The 8,119-nt window shown below is 64.6% G+C and carries 9 protein-coding genes; 3 read left to right on the top strand and 6 right to left on the bottom strand.

Going from position 1 to position 8,119, the window contains the following annotated elements:
• Window positions 1–253: 253 nt before the first annotated feature.
• The 4 genes from NSO95_RS13225 to NSO95_RS13210 form a co-directional block, all read right to left on the bottom strand.
• Window positions 254–1,027 (bottom strand): GldG family protein, encoded by a 774-nt coding sequence (locus NSO95_RS13225; protein WP_257596764.1) that lies wholly within the window; start codon window positions 1,025–1,027, stop codon window positions 254–256.
• Entirely contained in the window at window positions 1,014–1,376 is a 363-nt protein-coding gene (locus NSO95_RS13220) for a hypothetical protein (protein ID WP_257596763.1), read from the bottom strand. Before NSO95_RS13220 ends, NSO95_RS13225 begins: the two co-directional genes overlap by 14 nt.
• Window positions 1,377–1,420: 44 nt before the next feature.
• The gene (locus tag NSO95_RS13215; RefSeq protein ID WP_257596762.1) at window positions 1,421–2,431 is read right to left on the bottom strand and encodes a cysteine synthase A; all 1,011 of its coding nucleotides are present in this window, start codon (window positions 2,429–2,431) and stop codon (window positions 1,421–1,423) included.
• A gap of 61 nt (window positions 2,432–2,492) precedes the next feature.
• On the bottom strand, window positions 2,493–2,810 hold the full coding sequence (locus NSO95_RS13210; protein WP_257596761.1) for a 2Fe-2S iron-sulfur cluster-binding protein: 318 nt from the start codon (window positions 2,808–2,810) through the stop codon (window positions 2,493–2,495).
• Between the two features lie 94 nt (window positions 2,811–2,904).
• Between NSO95_RS13210 and NSO95_RS13205 the strand changes: the two genes are divergently transcribed.
• The 3 genes from NSO95_RS13205 to NSO95_RS13195 all read left to right on the top strand — a co-directional run bounded on the left by NSO95_RS13205 (window position 2,905) and on the right by NSO95_RS13195 (window position 6,677).
• Window positions 2,905–3,522, top strand: a complete 618-nt coding sequence (locus NSO95_RS13205; RefSeq protein WP_257596760.1) for a DNA-3-methyladenine glycosylase family protein — start codon at window positions 2,905–2,907, stop codon at window positions 3,520–3,522.
• Between the two features lie 181 nt (window positions 3,523–3,703).
• The gene (locus tag NSO95_RS13200; protein WP_366519011.1) at window positions 3,704–5,788 is read left to right on the top strand and encodes a S9 family peptidase; all 2,085 of its coding nucleotides are present in this window, start codon (window positions 3,704–3,706) and stop codon (window positions 5,786–5,788) included.
• An 82-nt stretch (window positions 5,789–5,870) separates the two neighbouring features.
• Complete coding sequence (locus tag NSO95_RS13195) at window positions 5,871–6,677, top strand: SDR family oxidoreductase (protein ID WP_257596759.1); 807 nt, start codon at window positions 5,871–5,873, stop codon at window positions 6,675–6,677.
• A 3-nt stretch (window positions 6,678–6,680) separates the two neighbouring features.
• On the opposite strand, the gene NSO95_RS13190 is transcribed toward NSO95_RS13195, so the two are convergent.
• Together NSO95_RS13190 and NSO95_RS13185 are read right to left on the bottom strand one after the other, a co-directional pair.
• Window positions 6,681–7,805, bottom strand: a complete 1,125-nt coding sequence (locus NSO95_RS13190; protein ID WP_257596758.1) for a hypothetical protein — start codon at window positions 7,803–7,805, stop codon at window positions 6,681–6,683.
• Window positions 7,802–8,095 carry a 4a-hydroxytetrahydrobiopterin dehydratase gene (locus tag NSO95_RS13185; protein ID WP_257596757.1) on the bottom strand — a complete coding sequence of 98 codons (294 nt, stop codon included), beginning with the start codon at window positions 8,093–8,095 and terminating at the stop codon, window positions 7,802–7,804. The genes NSO95_RS13190 and NSO95_RS13185 overlap by 4 nt, the downstream gene beginning before the upstream one ends.
• Window positions 8,096–8,119 lie beyond the last annotated feature (24 nt).

Genomic DNA, 8,119 nt, shown 5'->3' with positions numbered 1-8,119 from the left:
CGCCGTCGCGAGACTCGGCAAAAGACAACCTGTCCGATGGAAGGCGGTATTAACCCGCGAAAATGCGGGTTTAAAGGGAAAATTAAGGGAAATCTCGGGAAAAACTGCTAAACTTATGATCTATATGTATTTTCTTCCCTAACATCCTGCCGCAAGCCAAACCCTGAACGCTCGGAAACGCCAATCTTCCCGTCATTTCCCGCGCGCACGGGATCCTCCGGTTCGACGCATCCCGTGAAATCCCATGCCGGCATCATTGCGCGAAAGCCGAGTCGAGCAGAGCCTCCAAGCCTTCGCTATGCCCGGACTCTTCGGCGCGCTCGACTTGAAGCAATGCGGCATCGGCCAGAATCAGCGCCTGCCCCTTGCCGATCTGGCAAAGCGCTACCAATCCATCGTTCCCGATAGCACAGTTCGCCGCCTTCTCCGGGTTCTTCGCATCGATCAGTTTGCCCGGAAGTTCGACGACGATGCGGGCTTCGACCGGAGCGGCGAGCATAACCGTCCGGACACCTGTCTGCTGATCCGGATCGAATTGCAGGGAAAGTCCCCACCGCGCCAACAGCGGATCGAGCATGGCGATATCCTGCGGGCGGCGCCTGTCACCCAGCGCGAAATGGCTGTGCTCGGTCAGCATCGGATCGGACAGGATGAGCGCACGGCCGCCTTCGCGCAGCCAGCTGTCGAGCGCCACGAGATCGGCAGGCGGCAACGCATGCGGCTGGGCAAGCAAGAGCAGATCGAGTTTCTCCAGCGCAGGTGAAGGCGTGCCGTTGCCCATTTCGTCCGAGAGAACATCGAGCGGCACGAGCCGATAACCGACCTCGAGTTCGGTCCGCACCCAGTGCGGCGGGCTATCGCCCGAAAGCATATCCTCGATCGAACCCTCTTCGGGCCAATAAACCGGAAGCGAAGTCACCAACCCGAGCGAAGGCTTGTCCTCTGCGCCCCGGGCAAGCAGCCAGGCAGCGGCACTTCCGGCGCACAGCATCGCCAGCATACCCAGCGCAAGCTTACTGCGCAGCACCGCTTTCACGCGCATCGGGAGGGCTGGTCGGTGTTGCCCCGGCGCCCGGACCGGGCGAAGTCGGAAGGTCGGGCACGACACCGGCTTCGGCCAGCGGATCGTTCTTCGGGGCCTCGCCGGTTGCCGGCTCTACCGTAGCGGCTGCCTCGGGTACGGCGCTGGCTTCGCTTTGATCCGCCCGGGCAAGAATGGTGTCGGCCAGCGCGACAAGCAGCACCATCGCGGCGATACCCGACAATCCGATCTGCAAGCGATGTACCGTCTCCGAGCGCTTTCGCGCAGCAAGCGGGGCAAGGCTCGGCTCGGGTTCGCGCGGTTGCATTGCGCGTTCGAGGAAGGAATTCGCCATATCCCCAAGGCTACAGCCCCGGCGGCTCCAGTCAATTGCGTATGCTAGTCGGACAGCCAGTCGAACACTGGCAGGCCCTTCTGCTGCAACCACGCCGGATTGTAGAGCGAGGACAGGTAGCGGAACCCGATATCGCACAGGATTGTCGCCACCCGCGGATTGTCGCGCCCCTCGGCAACTAGCTGCTTGCCTAGCTCGACCGCGCCAGCGACGTTGATCCCGCTCGACAGGCCGAGGCACAGACCTTCCTCGCGCAGCAGGCGGGATACCCACTGCAAACCTTCTTCGTCGGAGATACGGAACTGCGTGTCAATCGGTGCACCCTCGAGATTGCCGGTTATCCGCCCCTGCCCGATCCCTTCGGCGACCGAGGAACCTTCGGCCTTGAGCTCGCCATGAGCGTAGTAGTTGTACAGCGCGGCCCCGTGCGGATCGGTCAGCGCAACGACCACCTTCTCGTCAAGTTCCTTGAGCCCCATGCCGACCCCGGCAATAGTGCCGCCGGTCCCCGCCGCACAGGTGAAGCCGTCGATCCGGCCTTCAAGCTGCTCCCACAACTCTTTCGCGGTACCCTCGATATGCGCCTTGCGGTTGGCGGTGTTGTCGAACTGGTTGGCCCACACCGCGCCCTCGGTCTCTTCCGCGAGGCGGCGCGAGGTGTGGACGAAGTGGTTGCAGTCGGCGAACTTGGTCGGCGGGACCAGCACCAGCTCCGCCCCGAGCGCGCGCAGTGTGTCCATCTTCTCGCGCGACTGGTTGTCGGGCATGACGATGACGGTTTTGTAGCCCAGCGCATTGGCGACCAGCGCGATCCCGATCCCGGTATTGCCAGCGGTCCCTTCGACCACCGTCCCGCCGGGCTTCAACTCGCCGCGCGCCTCTGCATCGCGGATAATCCACAGCGCCGCCCGGTCTTTCACCGAGCCACCGGGATTGGCGAATTCGCACTTCCCCCAGATCTCGCATCCGGCGGCCTCGCTCGGCCCCATGAGCAGGACAAGCGGGGTGTTGCCGATCAGGTCGATGGTATTCGCGCGCTTGGCAGGAGCAATCATGCAGCTGAACTAGGTAGCGGCCACCTCGGGTGCAACGCAAATGCGCTACACCGGCTGCAAATCAATCTTCCGGTGCGATCGTGACCTTCAGCCCGTCCAGTTCCGGGGTGAACGGCAGCTGGCAGCTGAGGCGCGAATTGGCCTCGCGATGGTCGGACGATTCGAGCAGGTCGTCCTCGTCTTCGCTCATCGCCGGCAGCTTGTCGACGAAGGCCGGGTCGACATGCACGTGGCAGGTGGCGCAGGAACAGCAACCGCCGCACAGCGCGAGCAGCTCGTCGAACCCGTTGTCGCGGATCGCTTCCATCACGGTCAGCCCGTCGCCAACCTGGACTTCGCTTTCCTCACCGGCGCGGTCGACGACAATCAGCTTGGGCATGGTGGCTTTGCTTTCCGTTTGCTTTCGACCAAAAGGCCATCGGACCGCGCAGCTAAGGAATGACTGCGGGTTTGGCAAGAGACGGGGTAGCAGCATGGGTTTGAGCGCCGAAGCATTGCGCAGCGGGATCGATCACGTGGCGGCGATCGAGCCGGGGATCGCCCGCGCGCTGGACCTGGTCGGCTATCCCGAGCCGCGCATCCGCCCGACCGGATATATGACCCTGCTGCGCACCATCGTCGGCCAGCAGGTCTCGGTCGCTGCGGCGAGTTCGATGTGGAACAAGCTGGAGGCCGAACTGGGCGAGAATTTCACTCCCACCTGCCTGCTCAAACGCGATTTCGACACGCTGCGCGCCTGCGGCTTGTCGCGCCAGAAACAGGGCTATGCCCGCTCGTTGTGCGAGCTAGTCGAGGGCGGCGCGCTCGATTTCGACAGCCTGCCCAAAGACGACGAGGAGGCGATCGCCCAGCTGACGCAGATCAAGGGTATCGGGCGCTGGTCGGCGGAAATCTACCTCTTGTTCGCCGAGGGTCGGCCCGATATCTGGCCGGCGGGGGACCTCGCCGTGCAGGCCGGGATCGGCAAGATCCTCGGCCACGAAGAGCGCCCGAGCGAGAAGGCCACCCGCGCCCTCGCCGACCCGTGGAGCCCCCACCGCGGCGCCATCGCGATCCTCACCTGGCACAGCTACAACAACCCGGCGCTCTAGCCCTGCAACTTCATGGTTTCCCTCGTCATCCGAAGGGGGTGTTGACACTTGTGACACTGACTCGCCGGTTCTGTCATAACCTTGCCGGTCATCCTGTGTTATAGGCCGTTCATCGATTCATGATGGCAAGCTTGCTTTGCAGTTTGCAAAGGTCGCTTGTCAAATCAACGGAGGGAATTCCATGATACGTCGCACCACCGGCAAGTTTCTCGTCACCGCCGCCTCGCTTGCGCTGGCCGCAACCGCCCCCACATCTGCGTGGGCCGACAATCACGCCGCTCAGCTTGCCACACACGGAGCATCGATGAACCACACTGCCGAAGCCGCCGCCATGATCCCGCGCGAGGCGCTGTTCGGGAACCCGACCAAGGCCGGCGGGCAGATCAGCCCCGACGGAAAATGGCTCAGCTGGCTCGCCCCGAAGGACGGCGTGCTCAACGTCTGGCTCGCTCCGGTCGCCGACCCCGATGCGGCGAAGGCGATGACTTCGGCCACCGACCGCCCGATCCGGCAGTATTTCTGGGCCCCCGACAGCCAGAGCCTGCTGTATATTCAGGACAAGGGCGGCGACGAGAATTTCCTGCTCTACGGCATCGATATTGCGAGCGGTGAAGAGCGGACGCTGACCCCGTTCGAGAAGACCCGCGTGCAGGTGTTCGGCACCTCGCAGACGATCAAGGACAAGATGCTCGTCGGGCTGAACAACCGCGATCCGCGCTTCCATGACGCGCATCTGCTCGATCTCAAGACCGGCGAGCTGACGCTGGTCCAGCAGAACGACGGCTATGCCGGGTTCCTGGCGGACGACAACCTCAAACTGCGCATGGCGCTGCGGCCCAATGCGGCGGGCGGGATGGACTTCTTCCCGATCGAGGGCGGCACGATCGCGGCGGAGCCGAGCGGCAGCACCGGGCTGGAAGACAGCCTGACCACCCAGCCCGCCGGCTTCACCACCGATGGCAAGACGATGTACTGGATCGACAGCCGCGGGCGCAACACTGCCGCGCTGATCGCGGAGGATGTCGCGACCGGCGAGCGCACGGTGATCGCCGAGAACGACAAGGCGGACATCAGTGGCGCGCTGGCGAACCCGAAGACGGGCAAGATCGAAGCCTACAACTTCAACTACCTCAAGAGCGAGTGGACCGCGATCGACCCCGCGATCAAGGCCTCGCTCGACTGGCTCGACAGCCAGCTCGAGGGCGAGTTCGGGGTCCAGTCGCGGACCGAGGACGACACCAAATGGATCATCGGCAACGATCCGCTGATCGCACCCAGCCAGACCTTCATTTACGACCGTCCGACGGGCACGCTGACCAAGTTCTACACCTCGCGGCCCGAGCTTGAGGGCGCGCCGCTGCAACCGATGCACCCGCTGGAAATTACCAGTCGCGACGGGCTCACCCTGCCCTCCTACCTGACCCTGCCGCCGGGCAGCGATGCCGATGGCGACGGCGTGCCCGAGGCGCCGGTGCCGATGGTGCTGGTGGTGCACGGCGGCCCATGGGCGCGCGACGGTTACGGCTTCAACAGCTACCACCAGTGGCTCGCCAACCGCGGCTATGCAGTGATGAGCGTCAACTTCCGCGGCTCGACCGGGTTCGGCAAGGCGTTCATCTCCGCTGGCGACCTCGAATGGGGCAAGAAGATGCACGACGACCTGATCGATGCGGTCGACTGGGCGGTCGAGCAGGGCGTGACGAGCGAGGACAAGGTCGCGATCATGGGCGGCTCCTACGGCGGCTATGCCACGCTGGCCGGGCTGACCTTCACACCCGAGACCTTCGCCTGCGGGGTGGACATCGTCGGCCCGTCGAACCTCGAGACGCTGCTCCAGTCGATCCCGCCCTATTGGGAACCGCTGATCGCCCAGTTCCACGAGCGGATGGGCAACCCCAACACGCCCGAAGGTCTGGCGATGCTGAAGGAGCGCAGCCCGCTCTATTCGGCGGACAAGATCACCAAGCCGCTGCTGATCGGCCAAGGCGCGAACGACCCGCGGGTTAACAAGGCGGAGAGCGACCAGATCGTCGAGGCGATGAAGGCGGCGGGCATCCCCGTCACCTATGTGCTGTTCCCCGACGAAGGCCACGGCTTCGCCAAGCCGAACAACAACATCGCCTTCAACGCGGTGACCGAGAACTTCCTCGCCACCTGCCTCGGCGGGCGGGCCGAGCCGATTGGCGGGACGGTCAAGAGCTCGACGGCCGAAATTGTCGAGGGCGCGGATTTCGTGGCCGGCCTGTCCGAGGCGCTGGCCGACTGACATCAGTGTTAATAGCTGACAAGCACGCCGCGCAGGGTTACCAGCTCTGCGCGGCGATGTTTTTTGGAGGGGACGGACGGCCATGCGCAAGGCTATTTTCATCACCGGCGGCGGCTCGGGCATCGGGCGGGCCATCGCGCAGAAATTCGCGAAGGAAGGCTGGTTTGTCGGCCTCGGCGATATCAGCGAGAGCGGCATGGCCGAGACCGCGCGGCTGATCGGGGAAGGCAACTGCTTCTCCACCCCGCTCGACGTGCGCGACCGTGCTGCGTGGGACGATGCGCTAAGCGCTTTTTCTGCGGCGGCAGGCGGGCGGATCGATGTGCTGGCCAACAATGCCGGTATCCCCATCGGCGGCTCGCTGAGCGAGAACAGCGTCGACGAGATCACCCGCTGCCTCGACATCAACTTGAAGGGCGTGCTGTTCGGCGCCCAGGCGGCGCTCCCCTATCTCAAGGCGAGTGCTCCCGGATCGTGCCTGCTCAACACCGCCAGCGCGGCGGGCATTTACGGCAGTGCGGGCGGATCGGTCTATTGTGCGACCAAGTTCGGCGTGCGCGGGATCACCGAAAGCCTCGACGGCGAATGGGTACCGTACGGGATCAGGGTCTGCTCGCTGATGCCGAGCTTCATCGACACCCCGTTGCTCGACATGGTGCCCAACGCCGGGACCAACGAGCATATCCGCGCCCGGGTGCAGCAGTCGGGGCTGGAGATCACCCCGGTCGAGGATGTCGCCGAGGCGGCATGGGACGCGGTGCATGGCGACAAGCTGCACTGGCCGGTCGGCAAGACCGCCAAGCGCATCGCCTTCGCCACCCGCTGGATGCCCGGCCGGGTGCGCAAAGAAGCGCGCGGGCGCGGCATGATCCAGTTGCTGGGGGAATAGGACCTATCGCTGCGCGCGCTCGCGCAGCGACTTGCCCGCATCGCTGAGGAACGGCTCGAGCTCCTCCCACGGAAGCAGGATTTCCTCTTCGCAGGCGGTCATCACATGCGGGAAATCGGGCTGGAACAGGATCCCCTCCCGCCGGATCTGGTAGCTCCACCATTGCTGGTCGAGCGCGTAGCCCGAGCATTCGTCCGGCTCGCCTTCATACTCCGGCCAGCGGGCGACGATCAGCTCGCGCAGCGGCTGTTGCATTGTCTTGAGCTGGTATTCGTCGGCCGCGATGCCGCGCTCGTTGAACCAGTCGGCGGGGTCGAGCTTCGCTCCGGTCTGGCGGTCGAAGGTGGCGTATTCCTGCCAGTAGTTGGGATGCGCCCCGCCGCAGTAATCGCCCTGACTGCGGGTGAGCGAGAGCAGTTCGGGATTGGCGAACACCGGGGTGACGCCCATGTCGTAGTCGCCATCCACGCCGTGCACGGCGAGTGCGCCGGCCATGCACTGGATGTATTCGTCTTCGGTCGTCCCCTTGGGCATTTTCTCTTCCACCCAGGCGAGGATCGCCGCATCGCCGGGCTGGCTCGGCTCGAAGATGAAGCCTCCGATCGCGACCTCGGGGAAATGCTTGGGCGCTGTGAATTGCAGCTCGGTGTAGACCAGCCCGTCGATCGTTTTCCCCGTACGGACGAACTCCGGCTTCACCACCCTCGGCTGGAGAAAATTGGCCGAGGCGCAGGGCGACCACGCATCCTCGCCGCCTTCGGCTACCCGGCCAAGCGCTATCGGCAGCGATTTGTCGCCCCCGGTCCAGGTCCCCCGGATGGTGTCCGCCTCGATGGCATCGAGCTGCCACAGCGGCTTGGGTTCGCCCGGGCCGGTCCGCGCGAACCCGCCCTCGCTCCATTCGGCGGGCGGTGTCTCGCTGCCGAGATCGATCGGCACGAGGTGTTTCAGATAGTAATAGCTGCCCTGCCCGCCCCTGCCGTACCGCGTATCGAGGCAGGCGACGATCGGATAGCTGCCGATGGTGCCTTCCCACACCCCGACCCATTCCGGTTTGGGTTCATCCTCCTGCGCAAGCGCGGGCGCTGGCAGCGCTACCACCAGCAGCGCGGCGAGCCAGCGCGTCATGGCACCATCGCGTCGATCGCTGCGGCCATTGCGACGTCGCGCACCGACAGCCCGCCTGCGTCATGCGTGGTCAGGGTAATCTCGACCTTGTTATAGACGTTGAACCATTCGGGATGGTGGTCGTGCTTGTCGGCGATCAGCGCGACCCGCGTCATGAAACCGAAGGCCTCGTTGAAATCGGCGAACTGGATGGTCCGATCGATCGCCTTGCCCTCGCGCGACAGGGTCCATTTGGGATGGGTGGTCACCAGCGCATCGCGTTCGTCTGCGGTCAGTTCGGCGATGCTCATTCGTGTCTCCTTGTCGCTGCAAGA

Origin of the sequence: Parerythrobacter lacustris (assembly GCF_024626475.1) — a bacterium.
Lineage (GTDB): Bacteria > Pseudomonadota > Alphaproteobacteria > Sphingomonadales > Sphingomonadaceae > Parerythrobacter_A > Parerythrobacter_A lacustris.
The sequence above is the reverse complement of the archived record's forward strand: the minus strand, read 5'-3'. Positions and strand labels throughout refer to the sequence as shown.